Genomic DNA, 21495 nt, shown 5'->3' with positions numbered 1-21495 from the left:
GAGAAAGTTATGGAAAAATTCTGGTTAGCACGTGTATTTTATGATGAAGATATTTCGGGCAACCTTACAGGAGTTGTCAAGCTTGAATCCGATATAGGAATAGAGACTAGTCAGGGGATAGCTACCCGACTTCAATTACCCGACACGGCTTTTATTTGGAATAATAAAACGATGCAACACCGGACGTTCTCTCCGTATGAAGAGCTAAAATTTTGTACCCAGACTTTGTTGGCAAGTGCCGCAGTACAATATGGGCAAAGTATTGGTTTTGCGCGCTTTCAATATGAAACTGCTGTTGGTATAGTTTCTGTATTTACAGAAGGTGATGGTTTTTGGTGGATTGATTCCAACCCCGACCTGGTCATTCCTTATTCGGATATACACGGACTGACACAACTTGGTATATCAGGAGAGATATTGGCTGGAAAAGTTTGTATAGGCGGTGTTGGCCGACGACGACTTTACATTCCGGTAGCAACAGAAGATGACCTATACAGTATTCGTTTAATACCGTCAAAGGTTATGCATATATGTACAAAACTTGGTATAACTGGGATTTCGTTTTTTGTCAAGCTCAGATCGGATTATATTCTCTTACGTGTGTTTACTACCTCGCTAGCTGGTAATGAAGATGCAGCTACAGGGGGCGCCGCTCTTGGTTTAATTGGATATGATCAGTATTGTTCATTTGGCCTGTCTAGTAACGTTCGTGTGGATCAAGGACATATAGAATCCTCTAGCAGGGGCTGTATCTATTTACAACAAGATTCGAGCGGTCGTACTTTCCTTGGAGCAAAAGTGGAGGTTCTAGCAGAGGGCTCAATTCTTCCAAAGCAAATGTATTAGAAAGGTGAAAGGTATGAATACACAAATGAATTTAGATATTACACAGAAGGTTGAACAACTTTTTTCAGAGAGATTCGATTTAAATGGCAATATTGGACGTTGTTATAAAAGTGTTAAGGAGATTCCCTCGGATGCTCTGCAAAAGATTACTCAGGAACAAAGCTTTTGGTGTTCTAGTGAATGGTTGACTTACGTTGAGCAGATACCAGAAGTACAAATGTTGTATCTTGTAATAGAGGACTGTAAGGGGAACTTAGCAGGAATTTTACCTTGTCAACTTGTTACAAATGCAAATGGCTTATTATTTTATAATATACCCCGTAGTTTGATTGAAGGTGGAAACTTTGGCAATCCAGATTTTTTGACTCTAGCACAACAAGAGGAACTTAAAGAATCTCAAAACGAAATACAATGTCAAAACCTATATCCATCCTTGATAGCAGCTACACCTAATTCATATTGTGCGCTTATGGTTAGCCCAAGCATTTCTGCTAATGAACGTCAAAAAATCATTAGCGCAATGGTGAAATTTTTTGAATGTTGCGCATATCAATTAGGAAGTCGAGTTCACGGATTATTTTATATACCAGAGGATTTGTCTACAGATATGGCACGAAATTTACCAGATAAATATCAAAAAGTAAGGGTTGGGGCTGATACGATTTTACCTGTACGCTGGAAGTCGTTCGAGGAGTATTTAAAGATTTTTAATGATCATCGCCGTAACACAATCCGCAGAGAGCGTAAAAAATTCATAAATGCTGGGTTGGACGTTAAGGTCTTATGCGGTGCCGAAGGACTTACAGACGAGTTAATTGAATTACAGCTCTCCATACGCTCAAAGTATGGTCATGGTGGAGACCTTAACCAATTACGCAACAGTTTTATTGCGATGCGGGAAAATCTTGCTGATCGGATTAGAGTTTTTACTGCTGTTTGTAAAGGAGAGACCCTTGGGTTTGTATTATTTTTCGAATATGATAACGTATTGTATTCTCATGTAGCCGGATTTGACTATGAAAAGTTAGATAAGGTATTTTGCTACCCTAATATTTGTTTTTACGAACCTTTAATTTATGCGATAAAACAGGGAATTACGCGAATTCATTATGGACTTTCCTCTTATGAAGGGAAGGTAAGGCGGGGTTGTGAACTTTTTGATTTAGGAGCGTATATAACACTGGATACCGAATATGATGATTCATTACTAAAACATATTGTCAATCTTATGTCGTACAGTGAAGAACAGCAATTAAACTATTTCCGAAAAATGGTTGTTCAATCATTGAAAGACTATTAATTTATTAGGAAGTTGGTGTTTATTCATGAGTGAAAAACGATATCGTCTTTTAATAGTGGATGCTCCAGGTGGGCCGTCGCCATCAGTGTACATACCTATGCTTCCCAAAGATTTCGAAGTGAGAGTGGTTCTCGCAAAACCAGAGAAAGATAAGATGTTTCAACAACGATTATCTGCTTTAGAAAAGCATGTGAAGGTATATGTAGTTGAAGACCGATGTAAGCTTAAGCAGGAGGTAGAACGTATTGCAAGTTTATTTGGAGCTCAAGGATTACTTGCTTTTAGTGAAAGAGTTGTACATGACGTAAACGAAGTTGCTTATCGTTTGGGATTACCGTCAAATTCGGAGCAGACACAACAAGCTTTACAAAATAAGGAGTTGCAACGTGAAACTTTATCTAAAGGAGGGGTAGCCACTCCAAAAATCTATAAGATAGAAGGTTCTCATCACCTGCAAGCTGCTGCGAAATACGTTGGCTTCCCTGCTGTTCTGAAACCAGTTATTGGAATTGGTAGTTTGTCAACTTACGATATTCAATCAATGACAGAGTTAGAGGAAGTATTTGAATTAGCGACAACATTATATCAAAATGATGCACGTGTGCATGGCTCCCCCAATTTTCTGTTGGAGAAAAAATTGATTGGTACACGTTGGCACGAAGACGAGCGATACGGAGATCATGTAAGTGTTGAGTCACTAGTGTCACACGGAAATATTCTTCATTTAACAGTGACAGACAAACTGCCTTTGGTATTTCCGTTTCGTGAAACGGGCGATGTCATGCCATCTTTTCTGCCTGAATTTCGACTAAAAAGTATTTATGAGGAAGCGGAGCGTGCTATTCAATTACTTGGTATTGAAGTAGGAGCTGTACACACTGAGATTAAATTGACAACAGATGGACCACGTATAATTGAAGTAAACGGACGTGTGGGAGGGGGGATAACAGAGATGTTATCCTATGCTGCTAATTATAACATAGTAGCTGAGTTAGCACGAATTGCAGTAGGTATTCCGCCATCAAATGAACCATCATTCAGGGACTATTGCGGATTTTTCACGCCACAACCGCCTGTTTTGGACATTAAATTAGAAAGAGTACCAAGCGTAACTGAAATTATGGATTTACCTGGGGTGATAGAAGCGGAAATCGTGTACCCTGTCGGATCGGAACCAAATTGGCGCATTGGGACAGGAAGTAATTTGGCCCGTGTTATAGCGGTATCAAATAAAAGAGAGGATATTCTCAATCTTGGTACAAAATTGTCAGACTTAAGCTTATTCAGTTATTCGACAAAAGGTAAGGAAAGTAGCGATTCTGATTACAGAAAGGGTGTAAATGTATGAAAGAAAATAATGTAATAAGTGTATTTATGGGTGAGCCCACTTCAATTGACCCATGTTTTGGTTCAGAGCATGATGGTGCCTTGGTATTGCGTTTTTTAAGCGATCCGTTAATAGACTTTACACCGGATACCGGACAAGCTAAGCCGGCGGCAGCTCAATCATGGATATTAGAAGAAGAAGGATGCGTTATCCGTTTGTTTTTACGAAAAGGCGTTCGTTTTCATCATGGGCGCGAAGTTGTTGCCGATGACTACATCTATTCTTGGAATCGTTTAGCAAAACCTTCACAAAACTCCGAGCTTGCTTATCATTTAAGCATAATTAAGGGATTTGAAGAGATACATTCTGGTGTAGCTGATCATATGAGTGGCTTGGAAGCAATCGGACCATATGAGTTATTAGTACGTTTGACTGAACCATTTGCTGAAGTCCCAGCCCTCTTCGGACATCATTGTACCGCTGCTGTACCTCGAGAATTGGTTGAGCAGGACCCAGAAAAATTTCGTGACAATGTAGTCTCTACAGGACCATATATGTTGGCTGAACCGTGGGTGCATAATAGCTATGTTCGGTTGAAACGTTTTGATGATTACTATGCAGCTAATGAAGCTTTTATTGATGGTGGAAGAGGATATTTAGATGAAATCGAGTTCCGTATTTATGAAGATCTTGATGATGCCTATTCTGATTGGAAAGAAGGTAAGTTAGATATCACAAAAGTACCACCGAAGTCGTTGGATGAAGCAATGTCTTTTGGAGACTGCTTCCGTAGCACACCTTGTGCATTGATGCAGTATATTGGATTTCCGAATGATTTGCCTCCTTTTGACAATGTTTTGGTTCGGCAAGCAATTGCTTTGGGGATTGACCGTCAAAATATAATTGATAACGTGTTTGCAGGTACTCGTCCCTTAGCAACGGGTGTATTACCACCAATGGTTGGATCCGAATTCCGCACCAACATTTCAGATATTCTTTCTCAAGAGACTAATGTAGACCGAGCACGTGAACTACTTAAGCAGGCAGGAGTATCTCTACCTTTAAAAGTTCCATTTTATTACAATGAAGGTTTAGGACACGAAACTTGGGTACGTGAGGTAAAGCATCAGCTCGTAAATAATCTCAATATTGAACTCGAATTACGTCCGTTACCCTGGGGTCAATTTTTAGACAAGTTACAGAGTGGAATTGACGGAATGTTCCGAATGACTTGGGCGATTGACTGCCCAAGTCCCGATAACGTATTGTTCCCACTTTTCCATTCTAATTCTATTGGAATGGACAATTTTTCAAGCTTTAACAACGCAATCTTCGATAATACGTTAATGGAAGCACGTGCTATGTTAGATATCGATCAGCGTAAATTAAAATATCAAGAAGCTGAGAATATCATATTAGAACAAATGCCTATTCTACCATTATGGTACGGGATACAATACCACGTAGTTGCTAAGGAGCGTTTTGAATTTACTGGAAATCGTGTGGTGGATATTTTCGGAGAGCCAGTCCTACGCCACGTGAAAGCCAAAGTCACAATTACTAAATAGTAAATTTGATAACCAAAGGAGAGCTGTGGATAATGAACACATCTGATAAAGTACCGAACGAAACTTTATTTCAAAAACGCCACCACGTCTTAATTGTAGGTGGTGGTTCTGATCTCATACCTCGACTTCGTGCCGTTGACACAAATGTACAAACGTCTGTAATCTGTCGTCCCTCTGTTTTAAAATTTGTTTATGAGATTGAAAAGAACAATAAAGTCTTAGTTATAGAAGAAAAAGCGGATACTCAGGCGTGGGTAGAACATGCAGGTGCACTACACAAAATTGATCCTTTCGACTCAGTAGTTTCCTTCGCAGAGATTGATCAAGATAAAGCAGCTGCAATTAGTGAGGCACTAGGATTGGACTATCACAGCTCCTCTACAATAGAGTGGGTGCATAACAAACTTCAAATGCGTGAACAACTGCGCTCAACCGGAGTAGAAGATATTCCAAATGCATTAGTTATGAGTGCTGAAGAAGTGATGGAATTTGGACAAAAGTGGGGATACCCACTGATTATTAAACCTTGCAAAGGTCGTGCTAGTGCAGGGGTTTCAGTTGTCTATGGACCAGAAGATGTGGCTATAAAATTTGAACGTTCCAATACGGCGACTGCACCCCGTTTGGAACCTTCACCCTTAATAGTAGAACGTTATCTGCAAGGTCGTGAATATAGTGTTGAAGCAATTTCTGAGGGAGGCCAACATGTAATTCTGTCTATCGTTGAGAAGTATAAAGAGGAGGTCAGTAAGGTCGAAATTGGCCATATGATTCCGGCTATACTTGATTCAAACACATATACAGAAATTGAAAACCATATCGTAAAGGTATTAGATGCATTAAACATTCGCTTTGGAATTACTCACACCGAAATCATGTTAACTGGGGAAGGTCCTCGTGTCATCGAAACACATGTGCGAGCAGCTGGGGATGATATTCCCTATTTATTACAAGATTCTCTGGGATTAGACCCGTTGCAGTACGTGGTGGAACAGGCCGCTGGTGAATCGATATATGAGCGATTGAAGATGGATGTACAAAGAGCCAAACGAACGCAAAAAGGAGTGGCAATCTGGTTTGTTCATACCGACCTAGAAGGGGAGTTACTAAATGTGGAGAACACTGAGCAAGTATCACAAGCCGAAGGGGTCGTAGAATTCATTCCTAGCTTCGAACTTGGTATGACTTTGGAAGGTTTGAAAAACTCATATTCACGCCTGGCATCAATTCGAACAGTTGCTGAAACTCCTATACAAGCGTTAGAGTTGGCAAAAGCAGCAGCAGATCAACTCAAGTTACAAGTAAAAGTTCACAGTAACGTAGGGAGTTGATTGATTGAAGTCAAATACCTTTTTGTTAAAACAGCTAGACCGAAGAGCTTACTTTTTACTATTAAATGTATTGTTTACTAATATCGGGCTTGGTGGTCATTCATTAATGACCGGGATTTTGATTTATAATGTAACAGGGTCAGTGGTAGCATTTGCCACTACATTAAGTTTGGGGTTTGCTCTTGATTTAGTCGGTCAGTTCTTCGGAGGAGGTATTCTTGATCGGATTAGCCCACGTAGTACAGCTAATTTCGTCAATATTTCTAGGGGGCTTCTGATAATTATCGCGGGTATTCTTGTAATCGTTACAAAAAGCATCGTGGGTGTGATAATTGTTTCGCTATACATGAGTATAATGGGGCCTGCATACCGTGCAAGTATCTTTTCATTGTCACCACAGTTAATCCAGCAAGAATTGCTTAGCCGCTACAATGCACTTCGGATGGGGGTCATGCAAGCTGGGCAATTACTTGGTCTAGGGATGAGCACCCTTATACTTGCAATGGCTAATAAAGAGATTGCTTTCATCTCTCTTGGAATTTGGTTCTTGCTGGGAGGTCTTATGACATTTTCACTAGGCAAATTACCTTCTCTTGAAAAAACAATACATTCCAAAATGTTTAACTTTACTCAAACATTACTTGAATGGAAGGAGCTATTAGTGGCATTTCGCACTACCCCAAGCATATATGCCCATGTCTTGATATCCAGTAGTGGTCTATTAATTACAGCAATTATTAACTTGCTGATTGTTCCGCTCAACGAATCACTTAAAGGTCAATCATTTGGATACGTTATATTGGATGGTGGATACATAGTCGGAGCATTTTTAGCTTCCTATCTACTTTCACGTATAGTTAGGTTAGAACGTTTATCTCGATATATTGTAAATATTAGTTTGTGGTTATCTACAGGAGCGATCTTCTTAGTTGGAGGGGGTAACATTTACTTTGCTGGTTTTTGGTTATTTGTAATAGGCTTTTCATCTACAAGTGCAGTGATATGCTTAGATACTTCTTTGCAATTACGTGTTGGAAGCAATTACCTGGGTCGGACAGCTATTTTTCAGGATGTGTTCATGTCATTGGTAGCAGTGTTCCTTGTTCCTATCATAGCTAATACAATTGAAGCTCAAGGCATCCAGTCATCATTGAACCTAACTTCACTAGTTTTATTCATCTATGCTGGTTTTACGCTGCTGTGTGGCTCAAGCTTCATATTTGGAAAGCGAATGTTCGAGAAATCTATCCACCTATAATATATAACATTCAATTATTAGTTATTTGTCCAATGAGAGTTTGAAGTTGAAGCAATATTGGGTGGTATTATTTCTTGGTAGAAATATACCGTTCAATATTGCTTGCATTTTTTTAAATAAACAGATTGTTACAAAATGAATTTCCTAGAGCTCAAAAAACGATCATATTTTATCATATATAGTTAAGTAACTAACAAGGAGGATTTTATGATATTAACTCATGAAGTAGACTTGCTACGAGAAAAAATAGATGATATTAATTTACAAATATTACATTTACTAAATGAACGTGCAAAGGTTGTTCAAGAAATTGGTGGATACAAAAAATCACAAAGTACAAAACGCTTTGATCCCCTACGCGAGCGTGAAGCACTTGATTTGATTGCCCAGAATAATGAAGGTCCGTTCGAAACAGCTACAATTCAGCATATTTTCAAAACTATTTTTAAAGCAAGTCTAGAATTGCAAGAAGATGATAATCGGAAAGCATTATTGGTTTCACGAAAAAAGAAACAGGAAAATACAATTGTAGATATTAAAGGTGAATTATTAGGAAGTGGCTTACAGACATTTATTATGGGACCTTGTGCAGTTGAAAGCTTAGACCAGGTTCGTCAAGTAGCTCAGGCTATGAGAGAACATGGAATAAAATTAATGCGGGGTGGTGCGTTCAAACCGAGAACATCGCCTTATGATTTTCAAGGATTGGGAATAGAAGGATTACAAATTTTACGCCAAGTAGCAGATGAATATGATTTAGCAATTATTAGTGAAATATTAAATCCCAATGATGTAGAAATGGCACTTGATTACGTTGATGTAATTCAAGTTGGCGCTCGAAATATGCAAAACTTCGATTTATTAAAAACCCTAGGAAAAACGAGTAAACCAGTATTATTAAAACGGGGCATAGCAGCGACAATTGATGAGTTCGTCCATGCAGCCGAATATATTATTGCGCAAGGAAATGATGAAATAATTTTATGTGAGCGAGGTATTCGTACATATGAAAAGGCAACACGTAATACACTTGATATTTCTGCAGTGCCGATTTTAAAGAAAGAAACACATTTACCGGTTGTTGTTGATGTAACACATTCAACTGGACGAAAAGATTTACTTCTTCCAACTGCAAAAGCGGCACTAGCAATTGGTGTAGATGCAGTTATGGCAGAAGTACATCCAGACCCAGCAGTCGCATTATCTGATTCTGCACAGCAAATGGATATTCTGGAATTCCATACATTCATAGAAGAATTAAAAAGATTCAAGAATAAGTTATCTTAATTCTATAGTGAATTTGCGTGGAAAGGAAAGTTTTATTACGAATTTTCTTTGTTACAGAAATTGATCGATGGGAGAAGCTAGTATAAGCTCGACAAAGTAATAATTTACTTGCAAAAATTAAGTAAATAAATGTATAAAAAAACAGGGTTCTCCTTTTTGAATAGGAGGACCCTGTTTTGTTCATTAGTTTAAGCCTTGGCTATCTTTCCACTCTAGGAATTCATCATAAGTTAATAGTTTATCTAAAATTGTACCGTCTTCACGGATTTCGATGACACGGTTAGCAATAGTTTGGATGAACTGATGGTCATGAGATGTGAAGAGCATTGCACCTTTGAAGCGCATAAGTCCTTCGTTTAATGCTTGGATTGACTCAAGGTCAAGGTGGTTCGTTGGCTCATCCAGTAAAATAACGTTTGCTGTTGCAAGCATCATTTTTGATAGCATACAACGAACTTTTTCGCCTCCTGATAAAACGGAAGGAGATTTTTTCACTTCTTCACCAGAGAATAGCATACGACCTAAGAAGCCACGTAAGAAGCTTTCTGTTTCATCATCAGGAGAATATTGGCGTAACCATTCCACTAATGATTTCTCTGAGCCTTCGAAGTATTTATCGTGATCATTTTCAAAGTAGCTTTGAGAGGTTGTTACGCCCCATTTGAATGTACCAGCATCTGCTTTTCTTTCGTCCATTAGAATATCAAGAAGAGCCGTTTTTGCCATTGGATTACCAAGTAAAATGATTTTATCCTCTTTGTTCATTGAAAAGCGAATATCTTTAAATAGTGTTTCGCCTTCATTGCTTGCTGTAAGGCCTTCCACCGTTAACACATCATTACCGATTTCACGTCCAGTTTGGAAGTTGATGAACGGATATTTTCGGCTAGAAGGTTTAATGTCGTCTAGCTCGATTTTATCCAACATTTTCTTACGAGAAGTTGCTTGGCTTGATTTTGAAGCGTTCGCAGAGAAACGAGCAACGAATGCTTGTAGCTCTTTAATCTTTTCTTCTTTCTTCTTGTTTTGGTCTGCCATCATTTTTTGTGCTAGTTGGCTAGACTCATACCAGAAGTCATAGTTACCAACATATAATTGGATTTTAGAGAAATCAAGGTCAGCAATATGTGTACATACTTTGTTTAAGAAGTGACGGTCATGGGATACGACAATAACCGTATTTTCAAAGTTAATTAAGAATTCTTCTAACCATTGGATTGCTTTTAAGTCAAGGTGGTTGGTAGGCTCATCTAGTAATAGAACGTCTGGCTTACCAAATAGAGCTTGTGCTAACAATACTTTGACTTTGTCAGAACCTTCAAGGTCAGCCATTAGCATATAGTGAAGCTCGTCGCCAATCCCTAATCCGTTTAATAATGTTGCTGCTTCTGAGTCAGCTTCCCAACCATTTAGATCAGCGAATTCACCCTCTAATTCAGCAGCACGCATGCCATCCTCATCAGAAAAGTCTTCTTTTGCGTAGATAGCGTCTTTTTCAGATTTTACTTCCCAAAGACGTTTGTTCCCCATAACAACTGTATCTAATACATTAAATTCATCGTATTCAAAGTGGTTTTGTTTAAGAACTGATAAACGTTCGTCCTTACCCATCGATACGTGACCTTCTTGTGCTTCAATTTCACCAGAAAGAATTTTTAAAAATGTTGATTTACCAGCACCATTTGCTCCGATTAAACCGTAGCAATTCCCCGGTGTGAATTTTATATTTACGTCTTCAAATAGTTTACGATCGCCATAGCGAAGACCTACATTACTTACTTGAATCATGCAAGTTCCTCCTTTTTTCACAATGGCACTAGTATATCATGAAATATGTACCATAGTCTATAAACATTATTAAATCAACGTTTGCGTTATTAGTTCTCGGGTGTTCGAGTGGAATAGGAGAGTGGGATAATGTTAATAAAAAGTAAAGCCAGATACTTTCATATGTATTTTATCGTCACTAAGGTAAAGAACGCGTAATAATAATAAAAGCCCTCTCTTGTAAGAAGGGCATGAGTTTACTACATTATTTCCTCTTCCCTACTTCTGATTAAATTCGCCATCATACCAGCAGTAAAAGTAAACTTCTCGTGATTCCCTCCTAAGGTAAATATTCAAAGTTTTATTCACATATATATCAATGTAAATACATTTTGGTAATACAAGGGGATGTGGAGGTGATGAAATGCTATTAAGAAACAAATATTTTAGGCAGTTTATCTTTTCATTTATAGCAATTATAGCAATTGCTATATACAATATTTCATTTCTTAATAGAGCTTTGGAGGTTTTGTTAGTAGCTTTTCTATTTACGATAATTTCTGATCTTGCTTTTCACAATAAAAAATTCCGAGACTTTTCATTATTACAGAAAATTGCCTTATTTGTAGTGACTGTGGGCATATTTATATCGGTTTTCATGTACACAGAACCTGTCTATTTTCCTAAATAGATTTTTTAAATATCGATACTTAATGAAATTTAACTACCTGTAATTGGGTAGCTTTTTTGATAAATTCTCACTTAATTCAGAGACATATAGTTAAGGGACAAATTATGCTCTATAAATAAAGTAACCTTTTATCAGATAGATTGGTAAAAGGTTACTTTAAATGGCTTAAAAACATTAAATATATGATTTTCTTCGATAAATACTTAGCGTCAAGCCGATAGCAACGCTCCCTAGTAGCATTGGGAAAACACCATGGCTAATGAATGGGATTGGCATTGACATGAGGGGGACAAGTCCGAAAAGCATAAGTATGTGATATATAATTTGCGTTGTGACATAGGCAAGGCCACCTACAATTAATAAACGACCGTATTCGTTATGAATGGAGCCTAGTGTGTATGCTAAACGGAAAATGATGAAGCCAAGAAGACATACAACGGCTACTCCTGCAATAATTCCATACGTTTGTAAAATCGTCAGTAATACATAATTAGTATGTGCCTCAATCTCCCATATTACCTTGCTGTTGCCAAACCATGTGAGGTTCTTCATCACGGTTGAAATATAGGATACACCATTATCTTCTAAACCTGGTGTATATATAGTCTTCATTCGAGCCAGTGAAAGGTTATAGGGGGCTAAAGGCACAACCATTAAATAGCTTATTAAGGCAACAAATAAGAAACTAAAAGCTACGGTACAGGCTAATTTTTGTTTGCGAGAAAAGCTACTCGCATAAAATAATATGGCAACAATCACCGTGTACGTGCAGAATAATGAAAAGTCCGGCAATCGTATGTAGCAATATGCACCGATAGAATAAAGAATGAGCAACCACCATAATGATTTTTTTTGTTTAGCAAAAAATCCCGCAAATGCTATTAAAAAGAGAGGCAATGTCATCCAACCTTTAAGTTCTAGGGAACCTGCTTGAAAAAAGATCACATCATTCATCATTTGATTACCATTTAAGATAATAAGAAATATGAGACATCCCAGTACATACAAATGCGTGGAATAGCGCTCTAGCTTGCGGAAATCGAGTCGCGTTAAGAAAATTGTCACAGCAATTCCACCAATAACAATAACGACATTACGCATGATAAAATGTCGTAACGAGAGCTCAGCTGGTAGGAGCGGTAAAAAGCTACACATCGCTACCAGCACAAATGGAATAACGAGTAGCCAATCGATTTTCGGCTGATGAATTTGATTGAGTGAGACGCCGAGATTTGTAGCATTACCCATTTCACTTACAGCCTGTTGCTCTGCATCTGCATCTGCATCGTTATAGCCCTTTTCCTGCCAAGCCTGTTTTGACTTCGCTAAATGATAGGTTAACTCCTTTTCAACAGCTTTATGTGCCTCCTTGTTCCGAATATGACCCTTTACATGTTGAATAAATTCTTTAACCGTTCGCATAGCGCACCTCCTTCAGTAATTGCTGAAGAGAAGGGAGCTTGTCTGTTTCTTTGTTAAGCGTCAGAAGTTTAACACCCTTACGTGAAAGAACATATCGCTTTTCGTTCTCGTGCCACTCACTTACGACGAGTTGTTGCTGTTCAAGGCGATGTAGAGAAGCATAGATCATCCCTTCGTTAAAATGAACTACCTCTTTGTTTTTTGTATAAAGAAGTTGCGTAATCTCATAGCCTGAGCGCATCGTTTGTAGCATCGGTAACAGCACCTGATCCGAAAGTTCCTCATGAATGCCTTTGCGCACAGCTTCCTTATGTGTCTCCGTAAACTGCACCTTTTTAAATTGATTTTTCATAGCTTGTTTAAAACGTGTTTCCGTCAAATGGATTCCCTCCTAACGCTTTTTGTAACAAGGAACGTGCCTTACGAAGTCTTGTTTTCACCGTATTGTTATTCAATGATAAAATGCTAGCAATTTCCTGGATCGAATAGTCCTCAAAATAATAAAAGTAAATAAGTTCACGATACTTTACGGGAAGTGCCATCACTAAGTCAAACAACGCCTCGTCCTCACTATTTTTCACAACTTGCTCAAGCAAATCGCTCGTTTCTAATGTTTCCTCTAACACATTCGTTTCGATAACATCGACGTTTTTCTTGCTCTTTATATAGTCCTTTGAATGATTAATAGCAATACGCCATAACCAAGTTTTCAAACTGGCATGCCCCTGATATGTTGAGAGAGCCTTATAGCACTTGATAAAAATCTCTTGCGTCAAATCTTCAGCAAGAGCAGTATCATGTATATATGTATAAACAAGCTGCAGAATCGCTTGGCCATAATTGGACATTAGCTCCTCAATCACCTGATCTCGTGATAAACCGCTTGCTGTTATTGTTTCCTCCATATCGTACCTCCTTACGTGTTCATTCATTAGACGATTGCCAAATAATACTGGTTTTACTTTTATAAAAAAGCGTGTAAATGTGTTGTGAGTACTCGTAAGCTAAATAACCTTTAGGAAGAGTTCTAGCAGGTAAGGATGAGGGGTACATTAAATAGTAGGGCGAAATAGCAAACTTTTAGTAGAAAGGGAGGGGATCTTGAAGAGACTTACATTAATTTTGATAATTACCGTAATGATTTGCATTGTCTTTAGTAAAAAAATATTTTCAATTAATGATCATAATCCCTCAGAATCTAAACTTTATATCAATGTGTTTGATCCTAAAAGTTTGAAGTTTACATTCTATCATTTTGATCAGAGTCAAAATAAAAGTAAAGTACTATTTAGTAAGGAAACGACGGATTTTACTGCTTTCGCTTATTCTGAACGTACTAATATATTGTATTTTGCTGATGTCATATCAGATCATACAATACAATTATTTGAAAATGACCTAAACACGAATCAAATGAAACAATTAACCACTGTATTTCATAACGTTGACTTTATCCAAATAGACAAAGCTCAAAGAATTATCTTTATGAGAGTGCTATTAAGAGATGAACTTAAAAATTTTCATATGGCTACCTATAATCTTGATACGCAGAAAATACAAATATGGGACGAAGACAACAAGGATAGCAGTATTTTAGATTTTAATTATAACCCGAACAATAATCAATTAATTGTGGTTTCTTTCTCCGAGGACGAAGATCAGAAGAAACTTGACGAGGTTAATAAAAATCAAACGAAATTACAACCGACCAAATACAGTTTAGATATTTATGATATTGAAGGACAAAAAAAGAAACATGTAGCCGATGTAGAAAGATTTATAAGTGGCGCATCATTGGCTCCAGATGCAAGCTCTGTTATTATTAGCTATGATGAAGCTGTAGATAGTCCTATTTCGCATGTTGTTGAAATAGATGTCAAAACAAAAAAAGTAAAGCACCTACTAGATAGTAGTAATATTTATTCAAAAATTCGCTCAGTTAAATACGATGAAAAAAAAGAAGGGTTTTATTTCTTATCTAGTTTTATTGATGAAAAAAAGGGTTATAGTATTTTGGAAATACCAAAGGAGAGCGTACTCTCGTACTATGACATCAAGAAAAATAAGGTGCGAAATGTATGGCGGGCTAAAAAAAGTGTTATTGTTAATTATTCAGCAGAACATTTTTAATGTAAACATTTACTTCTTGATATTTCTGAAAAGACTGTTGACAATAATTAGTAGCTCGTGTAGAATATTTTGAAATTACAGTCAAATTCGATGAAAAAGAGAGTAGTTTATGGAGCTACTGGAAAGCGAATTAGGGATGGTGTGAGCCTAATGCAGCAGCCATAAATGAAACGCACTTTGGAGAAGGTTCTCGAATGAGTAGTAGAGAATATCGGGGAGTCACCTCGTTAACAATGGAAAGTGGTCATATTTATATGGCAACTAGAGTGGTACCACGGGATAACTATGCTCTCGTCTCTATATTTAGAGATGGGGGCTTTTTTTATTGAGAGGAGAATGAACATGCATACACAAATTGCGAAAAGAATCGCTGTGGCATTAAATAATGAGTTATCTGTTAATGACATTCAAGATCTACTAGAAAGACCGAAAAATTTGGGCTTAGGAGATGTAGCATTCCCTTGCTTTACACTGGCAAAAAAATTAAGAAAATCTCCAAACAGTATTGCATCCGACATAAAACACAATTTAAGCTGTAATTTAATACAAGAAGTTCAAGTAGTAGGTGGCTATGTCAATATTTTTTACCATCAGCCAACGATTACACATCAAGTACTTTGCCAAATAGTAAAAGAAGAAAATTTATACGGGACTCATCAGGAGTCAAAAGGGAATGTAGTTTTAGACTTTTCTTCCCCAAATATAGCGAAGCCTTTTTCCATGGGCCATTTACGCTCAACAGTGATCGGGAATGCTTTGGCGAATATTGCTGAGAAAAATGGCTATCAAGCAATTCGTATAAATCATATAGGTGACTGGGGCACACAGTTTGGTAAGTTAATCGTTGCCTATCGAAAATGGGGAGATCAAAAAGTAATTGAAGCTGCCCCAATAGAGGAACTGTTAAAAATATATGTAAAGTTCCATAAAGAAGCGGAACAGGATGAAACACTCAATGAACAGGGGCGTGCTGCATTTAAAGCATTAGAAGATGGAGATGGAGAGGCTTTAGCTCTTTGGCAATGGTTTAGAGATGCATCACTCGAAGAATTCAAAACCATTTATCAATTGCTTGGAATAAACTTTGATTCTTTCGCTGGGGAAGCGTTCTACAATGACAAAATGACTGCTGTTGTTAAAGAATTGAAAGAGAAAGATCTACTTGTGCAATCAGATGGTGCGTATGTCGTTGAAATAGACAATATGCCTCCATGCTTAATCACTAAAACAGACGGTGCTACGCTCTATGCTACACGTGATTTAGCAGCTTCTTTTTATCGTAAACAACAATATGATCCTAAAAAAATATTTTATGTTGTAGGGAATGAACAATCTCTTCATTTTAAACAACTATTTAACGTAATTGAGAAGATGGGATACGATTGGGCAAAAGACTTACAGCATGTACCTTTTGGGATGATTCTAAAAGACGGTAAAAAAATGTCGACGCGTAAAGGAAAGATTGTTCTATTAGCAGAAGTACTAACAGAAGCGATAGCTACGGCGAAGCGAAATATCGAGGGAAAAAATCCAAATCTAGTGGATAAAGAGAACATTGCACGTCAGGTTGGTGTAGGAGCGGTTATTTTTAATGATTTAAAAAATGATCGTCTTCATGATATTGACTTTTCGATTGAGCAAATGATGCATTTTGAGGGTGAAACAGGGCCATATATTCAATATACGTATGCACGTATCTCATCTCTTTTGGAAAAAGCAAATGAAACTAGTTACGAAGTATCGTTTGAAGCATTAGGGGAGCAAGCGTGGCCAGTTGTTTTATTACTAGAACAGTTTCCGAATGTAATCGTCAACGCTTTTGAGCAAGCAGATCCATCACAAATTGCTAAATATGCCTTGCAATTAGCGCGTGTATTTAATAAATATTATGCTCAAAATAAAATATTGGTCGATGATAGCCAGAGAACATCACGATTAGCATTTTGTCATTGTGTAGCCATTGTTTTAAAAGAATCGTTAGCATTATTGGGCATTGCAGCGCCAAAAAAAATGTAAGTATCGTAAGCTGCAGCTATGTCTTGATACTACATCAATAATTACCATTAAATTGACCGATACTAGAAAAAATGGTAAAAGGAAATAGTGAGAATTCAAAGGTCTAACAAATTTCGTTGAATTTTTAACCGTATCAATAGAGAGAAGGTTTTTATAACGTATGGAGAAAAAGCAATGGCGTGTTTCCATGGTACTTGTGGTTGTTAGTATTTTCTTCGTTGCACTCAATATGCGCCCAGCAATCACAGGAATAGGACCACTATTTAATATACTTTTGGAATCACTCCATATATCAAATACAAAAATGAGCTTTTTAACTTCTATTCCGGTGTTTTGTATGGGTCTCTTTGCACCATTTGCAGTACCATTACAAAGAAAACTCGGAACAAAAACAGCCATTACGCTTTTAATAATAATCCTAGCATTAGCAAATGGGCTACGCTTTTTAAAAGAAAGTTATGTACTACTTGTAGTCACAAGCTTCGCTACAGGATTTGCCATTGCTCTTATTGGACCCATCTTAAATGCCTATATAAAGAAAAAATTCCCGAATCGTTTTACAACCGTGGTAGGTGTTTATTCATTCGGAATAGGAACAGGGGCAACATTGAGTGCGGCACTAACCATAACATTTTTTAATCATTTTCATGAGAGCTGGACGATGGCGCTTGGCAATTGGGCAATACTTGCTATCATTGCTCTTTGTATATGGTTACTAGCAATACAAAATCAAGAGCGGCCAGAAACAGGTGTATTGACAGAAAATGCAGCACGAAATCCTTGGAAAAATGCACGTGCTTGGACCATTTTAATTTACTTTGGGATACAAACATCTTTGTTCTTTTCAATAATGTCTTGGCTAGCACCGATATTACAGGATAAGGGCTTTTCTCTTGTCGCTGCAAGCTCTATGCTAACATTTATGTCTATTGTACAAATGATTGGAAATATTTCGGTTCCTATACTAATGGAAAAATGGTTCAGTCGAATCGGTTGGCTCTTTTCTTTAGGGGTCTTAGGCGTGATTGGCTTTGTGTTCCTATGGTTAGGCTCAGGGACTTTGTTATGGATTGCTGTATTTATAATAGGTATCGTATTAAGCGGCTTATTTCCAATTGGTTTATTGCTACCACTGGATGAGGCAAGAAATGACGAGGAGGCAAATAGCTGGTCATCTATGGTGTTTTCAGGAGGCTTTATGATAAGCTCCGTTATCCCAATATTGATCGGCTATTGCTATGATGTGACTGGAAACCATACATTTACCTATTTGATTTTTATACTATTAATGATTGGCATAATTGCTACTACATTTATGCTTAAGAAAAAATAATGGGAAGACATGCTTAAATGTACGAGCATGTCTTTTTTCAAAGCTCCATAATCGGCTTTAAGTTCACATTTTTATGATGAACTTTTATAAGATCTAGACGCCTCCGTACAATGTTCATTGTTATATATCTGGAGTAATGTATCTGAGAACAAGTTGGTTTGGTCCATCATAATTCTATGACCGGCATTTGGAATGATAAATAATTTTTTATGGGGAGCATTAATTATAGTAAAGTATTCTTCGGCAATAATGTAGGGAGCCTGCCAGTCATCGTCACCTAAAATGAAATAAATGGGAACTTTATAATCTGAGGAGTCTGCCGCCAGGTCAAAGTCTTCTAAAAATTCAAGGACTTTGCTATTTGCTTTTAGTCCTTTTGAAAATGCGAAAAGATCCGATAACTTAAAAATAGGACTTCTAAACGCTGATATAAATACAGGAAGATCACTTTTCACAGCTAAACCATATAACCCTTGAAGTTTTCGGATTTTCATACATTTCTTTAAAAACTCACGATCAAATTTTATTTTTTCTCCAGGATAAGTTCCTATAGCTTCAAGCTTTTTTATCATTTGCCTTTACTATTTGTTCCTTCATTTTGGCATAAGCAACACGCTCATTTTCAAGAAGGGAGACAACTTGTGCCACGCCAATATAATAAGCAATATCTTCAGGATATAGCTTGATAAATATACTTCCTATAATAGTGCCCCAAGACCTTCCGAGTAAAACAATCTTTTCTTTATTATATTTCTGCTTTAAATATTGAATAATCCCATATAAATCTTCTAGCATGACATCAATTGTAGGGTACTTATCGGGGTTTTTAGTAAGCGTTTTTCCAGCACCACGCTGATCCCAATGAACAATCGTAAACGTTTCTTCTATTTTATATTGAAAAGCATGGGCAAAAAGAGATTCAACACTACCAGGACCACCATGTAAATAAAGCAATACTGGGTTATCATAATTAGTACCTGAATGAAATAAATAATGATTTACACCGTTAACCGAGACAAATTCTTCACTATTAATTAATTTCTCGGATTTACTGTTCATTTCTCATTCTCCCTCTAGATGATTTCTTCGTCTTTCAAACTCCTTTAAAACCTTTAGCTGAACGTCAATTTGATTTTCATCCATTGTCAAGTTACTGCGCTCCTCAAAGCCATCTTGTTCTTCACCATCAAAACTAAATAACTTCTTTAATAAACCCCACATTGTTTCGAGCTCATTAGTAGAAAAATTTTTAAAAAGCTCCGCTAAAAAATATGTTCCTTTTTCTCCCGCCTCTAGCGCAACTTGTTTACCAAACTCAGTAATCGTCGTGTTGACCGCACGTTTATCTTGCTGACTAGGGGCAATTTCAACATAGCCTTTGTTTTTCATAGTAGTGACTAATTGCTTTACATTCTGTTTAGTCGTTCCTAATTTTCTTGCGATATTGTTGAACGATGCTTGATCTTCAGGTAAATGGGCAATAGCTAAGATCACCATAAATTGTCTAGACGTTAGTTTTTCTAAATATTGATCGGATTGTACTTGAATTTTATTGCCAACAGAAAAAAGGGCTGAATAGATTTGTTGCATTAGAAATAAGTCATTGTTCATAAAGATGTCCTTTCCTTTAGACAATATATTGTCTAAAATCATCATAATAAAATGGACAATGTATTGTCTATAAAATAAATGAACGGTCACATAAGTGAGAAGACTTCTATTGTTAATAACATTTTAACCGCAAATAATAAGTCATTTTTCATAGCAAATGTAAAAAAGAGACGTTTTTTATAGGTATATCGGATTGACTAAAAGGTGAGGGCAATATTTTTATAACACTTAATCTCAAATAATATTATTATGTAAACTTGAAACGTTTTGTAACCTTGTTTATGATAGTAAAGAAAGATGTTTAACTTGCATTTAGCACTGATAGTCATCACCTCTATTGGTGATAAGTGGGTGCGGGGTGAGGTTATTGTTTGGCGGTTTACAAATAACCGCTGAGATAGCGGAACTCGGCTATGAACTTCACATTTGTGAGAATGCTTAAGTGACCAACATCGTGCCTTTGCAGAGGCAGATTTGATAGAAAGTTTTGGTGAACGTATGCGGAAAAAGATGCTCATCCTTGGAGCAACAGCTTTATTATTAACAGGCTGTGGAAATGAAACATTGGCAGAGGTGTTTCATACTGAAAAGACCGATGCAAAATCGGAAAAAGCTGTGACGAAGCAGCAAGAAAAAATTGTACCAGAAGTAAAAGTAGTTGGGGAGGACGGAATCGGTGCAGGAGTCATTATTAAAAAAGAAGACACTAAGCTCTATATTTTGACAAATGGTGCGCTCGTCGCTTCAAAGCCAGTTGCGCTCGTGCAATTTAATAATGATAAACTTATGGAAGCCGATGTGCACTATATATCTACCGCTTATAATATAGCCATTTTAGAAGTACCGTATAACGCATCGGTAAAGGTGCCGAACGTCTATAAAGGTGAATTAAATCAGGTAGCTGTTTATGTTGATAGCTTACCACACATCATTAAAAAATATAGTGACAGCGTAGCAGCTTATTACATAGATGCAAAACAACATACACTTATTGGGAGCCCGGTTCTAGAAGCAGAAAATGGTGAACTTGTGGGCATCTATTTTAAACGCCAGCAAAACGGTGGATCACAGCCGTTTATATTGCCATATAAAGATATTGTACAGTTATTGGATGAGTGGATCTCAGGTACTATGAAGACAAGTGATCGGCTAACCCAATCCAAAAACTTAAATCCATATATTGAACAAGGCGATAAAGAAGCAGTCCAGCAAGCTATTGATCAATACGGGAAAAATATTTTTGCTTATAATGCCGATGAGGTAAAACTATTTTTAGATACATTTTATAAGCATTTAAAAGCGGCTGTTGAAAATCATGATGCTAGTGTCATGAAGCCTTTTGTAGGTTCAGACGATTTACAAAGCATGCTGGATAATATGGTAGCGCATTACGCAACTAAACAAGCAAAAATTCGTTTTTACAATACATCGATTAAAAACATCAGCATGAAGGGCCAAACTATTGTTATTCGTGCAAAAATAGAGTATGTACTAACAAATTCTGCTGGTCAAGAGGCATTTGCGAACTCTATGATGGTATATGAATTAAATAAAAATAAACAGGGCGAGTATAAGCTTATTCGCCTAACAACAGAGGAGTGAAAAGTT

At 37.1% G+C, this 21495-nt stretch carries 18 protein-coding genes and 1 other annotated feature; of the genes, 11 read left to right on the top strand and 7 right to left on the bottom strand.

Annotated features, from left to right (window positions below; genetic code table 11):
- The first annotated feature begins 9 nt into the window (after window positions 1-9).
- From ACIQZA_RS05400 to ACIQZA_RS05370, 7 genes are all read left to right on the top strand, one after another.
- Window positions 10-846: a PhzF family phenazine biosynthesis protein gene (locus ACIQZA_RS05400; protein ID WP_402880387.1), complete on the top strand. Its 837-nt coding sequence runs from the start codon at window positions 10-12 to the stop codon at window positions 844-846.
- Between the two features lie 13 nt (window positions 847-859).
- Entirely contained in the window at window positions 860-2146 is a 1287-nt protein-coding gene (locus tag ACIQZA_RS05395) for a GNAT family N-acetyltransferase (RefSeq protein WP_402880388.1), read from the top strand.
- A gap of 25 nt (window positions 2147-2171) precedes the next feature.
- Window positions 2172-3494, top strand: coding sequence for an ATP-grasp domain-containing protein (locus ACIQZA_RS05390; protein WP_402880390.1), 1323 nt, complete (start codon window positions 2172-2174; stop codon window positions 3492-3494).
- On the top strand, window positions 3491-5041 hold the full coding sequence (locus ACIQZA_RS05385) for an ABC transporter substrate-binding protein (RefSeq protein ID WP_402880392.1): 1551 nt from the start codon (window positions 3491-3493) through the stop codon (window positions 5039-5041). Before ACIQZA_RS05390 ends, ACIQZA_RS05385 begins: the two co-directional genes overlap by 4 nt.
- 32 nt (window positions 5042-5073) lie before the next feature.
- Window positions 5074-6372 carry an ATP-grasp domain-containing protein gene (locus ACIQZA_RS05380; RefSeq protein WP_402880393.1) on the top strand — a complete coding sequence of 433 codons (1299 nt, stop codon included), beginning with the start codon at window positions 5074-5076 and terminating at the stop codon, window positions 6370-6372.
- Between the two features lie 4 nt (window positions 6373-6376).
- On the top strand, window positions 6377-7630 hold the full coding sequence (locus ACIQZA_RS05375) for an MFS transporter (RefSeq protein WP_402880395.1): 1254 nt from the start codon (window positions 6377-6379) through the stop codon (window positions 7628-7630).
- 210 nt (window positions 7631-7840) lie between these two features.
- Window positions 7841-8917: a bifunctional 3-deoxy-7-phosphoheptulonate synthase/chorismate mutase gene (locus tag ACIQZA_RS05370; protein WP_402880728.1), complete on the top strand. Its 1077-nt coding sequence runs from the start codon at window positions 7841-7843 to the stop codon at window positions 8915-8917.
- A gap of 183 nt (window positions 8918-9100) precedes the next feature.
- Here the strand turns inward: ACIQZA_RS05370 and ACIQZA_RS05365 are convergent, their stop codons facing one another.
- From ACIQZA_RS05365 to ACIQZA_RS05350, 4 genes are all read right to left on the bottom strand, one after another.
- The gene (locus tag ACIQZA_RS05365; RefSeq protein WP_100541926.1) at window positions 9101-10705 is read right to left on the bottom strand and encodes an ABC-F family ATP-binding cassette domain-containing protein; all 1605 of its coding nucleotides are present in this window, start codon (window positions 10703-10705) and stop codon (window positions 9101-9103) included.
- Between the two features lie 844 nt (window positions 10706-11549).
- The gene (locus ACIQZA_RS05360) at window positions 11550-12797 is read right to left on the bottom strand and encodes an FtsW/RodA/SpoVE family cell cycle protein (protein ID WP_402880396.1); all 1248 of its coding nucleotides are present in this window, start codon (window positions 12795-12797) and stop codon (window positions 11550-11552) included.
- Window positions 12784-13176, bottom strand: a complete 393-nt coding sequence (locus ACIQZA_RS05355; RefSeq protein ID WP_400938033.1) for a helix-turn-helix transcriptional regulator — start codon at window positions 13174-13176, stop codon at window positions 12784-12786. Before ACIQZA_RS05355 ends, ACIQZA_RS05360 begins: the two co-directional genes overlap by 14 nt.
- The gene (locus tag ACIQZA_RS05350) at window positions 13157-13702 is read right to left on the bottom strand and encodes a sigma-70 family RNA polymerase sigma factor (protein ID WP_402880398.1); all 546 of its coding nucleotides are present in this window, start codon (window positions 13700-13702) and stop codon (window positions 13157-13159) included. Before ACIQZA_RS05350 ends, ACIQZA_RS05355 begins: the two co-directional genes overlap by 20 nt.
- A 196-nt stretch (window positions 13703-13898) precedes the next feature.
- Here ACIQZA_RS05350 and ACIQZA_RS05345 point away from each other — a divergent pair, with 196 nt between their 5' ends.
- The 3 genes from ACIQZA_RS05345 (at window position 13899) to ACIQZA_RS05335 (ending at window position 18276) form a co-directional block, all read left to right on the top strand.
- Window positions 13899-14927, top strand: a complete 1029-nt coding sequence (locus ACIQZA_RS05345; RefSeq protein ID WP_402880400.1) for a hypothetical protein — start codon at window positions 13899-13901, stop codon at window positions 14925-14927.
- Window positions 14928-15008: 81 nt separating this feature from the next.
- Window positions 15009-15229: a binding site (T-box leader), on the top strand.
- A 34-nt stretch (window positions 15230-15263) separates the two neighbouring features.
- Window positions 15264-16943 (top strand): arginine--tRNA ligase, encoded by a 1680-nt coding sequence (gene argS / locus ACIQZA_RS05340; RefSeq protein ID WP_402880402.1) that lies wholly within the window; start codon window positions 15264-15266, stop codon window positions 16941-16943.
- A gap of 160 nt (window positions 16944-17103) precedes the next feature.
- Window positions 17104-18276, top strand: coding sequence for an MFS transporter (locus ACIQZA_RS05335; RefSeq protein ID WP_402880403.1), 1173 nt, complete (start codon window positions 17104-17106; stop codon window positions 18274-18276).
- A 71-nt stretch (window positions 18277-18347) separates the two neighbouring features.
- Here ACIQZA_RS05335 and ACIQZA_RS05330 read toward each other — a convergent pair whose 3' ends face one another.
- Genes ACIQZA_RS05330 through ACIQZA_RS05320 form a run of 3 tightly spaced genes read right to left on the bottom strand, consistent with a single transcriptional unit; the run spans window position 18348 to window position 19887 of the window.
- Window positions 18348-18848, bottom strand: a complete 501-nt coding sequence (locus ACIQZA_RS05330; RefSeq protein WP_402880405.1) for an alpha/beta fold hydrolase — start codon at window positions 18846-18848, stop codon at window positions 18348-18350.
- Window positions 18832-19335, bottom strand: coding sequence for an alpha/beta fold hydrolase (locus ACIQZA_RS05325; RefSeq protein ID WP_402880406.1), 504 nt, complete (start codon window positions 19333-19335; stop codon window positions 18832-18834). The genes ACIQZA_RS05330 and ACIQZA_RS05325 overlap by 17 nt, the downstream gene beginning before the upstream one ends.
- A gap of 3 nt (window positions 19336-19338) precedes the next feature.
- Entirely contained in the window at window positions 19339-19887 is a 549-nt protein-coding gene (locus ACIQZA_RS05320; RefSeq protein WP_402880408.1) for a MarR family winged helix-turn-helix transcriptional regulator, read from the bottom strand.
- Window positions 19888-20361: 474 nt separating this feature from the next.
- Between ACIQZA_RS05320 and ACIQZA_RS05315 the strand changes: the two genes are divergently transcribed.
- Window positions 20362-21489, top strand: coding sequence for a TcaA NTF2-like domain-containing protein (locus ACIQZA_RS05315; RefSeq protein WP_402880410.1), 1128 nt, complete (start codon window positions 20362-20364; stop codon window positions 21487-21489).
- The last annotated feature ends 6 nt before the right edge of the window (window positions 21490-21495 follow it).

Origin of the sequence: Lysinibacillus sp. NPDC096382 (assembly GCF_044762845.1) — a bacterium.
Taxonomy (GTDB): Bacteria; Bacillota; Bacilli; order Bacillales_A; family Planococcaceae; genus Lysinibacillus.
The sequence above is the reverse complement of the archived record's forward strand: the minus strand, read 5'-3'. Positions and strand labels throughout refer to the sequence as shown.

What these genes read in the sequence shown, in the direction of transcription:
- ACIQZA_RS05395 (WP_402880388.1), top strand. Translation starts at nt 860, where the DNA reads ATGAATACACAAATGAATTTAGATATTACACAGAAGGTTGAACAACTT.
- ACIQZA_RS05360 (WP_402880396.1), bottom strand. Translation starts at nt 12,797, where the DNA reads ATGCGAACGGTTAAAGAATTTATTCAACATGTAAAGGGTCATATTCGG.
- ACIQZA_RS05390 (WP_402880390.1), top strand. Translation starts at nt 2,172, where the DNA reads ATGAGTGAAAAACGATATCGTCTTTTAATAGTGGATGCTCCAGGTGGG.
- ACIQZA_RS05400 (WP_402880387.1), top strand. Translation starts at nt 10, where the DNA reads ATGGAAAAATTCTGGTTAGCACGTGTATTTTATGATGAAGATATTTCG.
- ACIQZA_RS05335 (WP_402880403.1), top strand. Translation starts at nt 17,104, where the DNA reads ATGGAGAAAAAGCAATGGCGTGTTTCCATGGTACTTGTGGTTGTTAGT.
- ACIQZA_RS05385 (WP_402880392.1), top strand. Translation starts at nt 3,491, where the DNA reads ATGAAAGAAAATAATGTAATAAGTGTATTTATGGGTGAGCCCACTTCA.
- ACIQZA_RS05330 (WP_402880405.1), bottom strand. Translation starts at nt 18,848, where the DNA reads ATGATAAAAAAGCTTGAAGCTATAGGAACTTATCCTGGAGAAAAAATA.
- ACIQZA_RS05320 (WP_402880408.1), bottom strand. Translation starts at nt 19,887, where the DNA reads ATGAACAATGACTTATTTCTAATGCAACAAATCTATTCAGCCCTTTTT.
- ACIQZA_RS05350 (WP_402880398.1), bottom strand. Translation starts at nt 13,702, where the DNA reads ATGGAGGAAACAATAACAGCAAGCGGTTTATCACGAGATCAGGTGATT.
- ACIQZA_RS05365 (WP_100541926.1), bottom strand. Translation starts at nt 10,705, where the DNA reads ATGATTCAAGTAAGTAATGTAGGTCTTCGCTATGGCGATCGTAAACTA.
- ACIQZA_RS05325 (WP_402880406.1), bottom strand. Translation starts at nt 19,335, where the DNA reads ATGAACAGTAAATCCGAGAAATTAATTAATAGTGAAGAATTTGTCTCG.
- argS (WP_402880402.1), top strand. Translation starts at nt 15,264, where the DNA reads ATGAACATGCATACACAAATTGCGAAAAGAATCGCTGTGGCATTAAAT.
- ACIQZA_RS05380 (WP_402880393.1), top strand. Translation starts at nt 5,074, where the DNA reads ATGAACACATCTGATAAAGTACCGAACGAAACTTTATTTCAAAAACGC.